Genomic DNA, 426 nt, shown 5'->3' with positions numbered 1-426 from the left:
GTTCAAGCTCAGTCATAGCCGAGCGTTCTTCCTACGCGCCTATTTACTGCAGACGCACGAGATGCTGTTCGACGCGCACCACCACGCGTTCGTGGCGTGGGGCGGTATTCCGCGCCGAGGCATCTACGACAATATGAAGACCGCCGTGGATAAGGTCCGCCGCGGCAAGCTTAGGGACGTCAATGCGCGCTTTAGCGCCATGGTCAGTCACTATCTGTTTGACGCCGAGTTCTGCAACCCGGCTTCGGGTTGGGAGAAGGGGCAAATCGAGAAGAACGTTCAGGATAGCCGTCACCGGCTGTGGCAACGCGTGCCGGCGTTTGGTTCGCTTGCTGCATTGAACGACTGGCTGGCCGACCAATGTGTCTTGCTTTGGCAGCAGACCAAGCATCCCGAGCAGGACACAACGATCTGGGATGCATGGTC

At 58.7% G+C, this 426-nt stretch carries 1 protein-coding gene; it reads left to right on the top strand.

Annotation, left to right across the window (positions count from 1 at the left end; all coding sequences use genetic code 11):
• Positions 1–426: IS21 family transposase (istA, locus tag PQQ51_RS34395; RefSeq protein WP_408501633.1), on the top strand; the 426-nt coding region annotated here is incomplete at both ends.

Origin of the sequence: Paraburkholderia xenovorans (assembly GCF_046030735.1) — a bacterium.
GTDB classification, from domain to species: Bacteria; Pseudomonadota; Gammaproteobacteria; order Burkholderiales; family Burkholderiaceae; genus Paraburkholderia; species Paraburkholderia xenovorans_A.
This window is presented reverse-complemented; position numbering and strand designations above follow the sequence as displayed.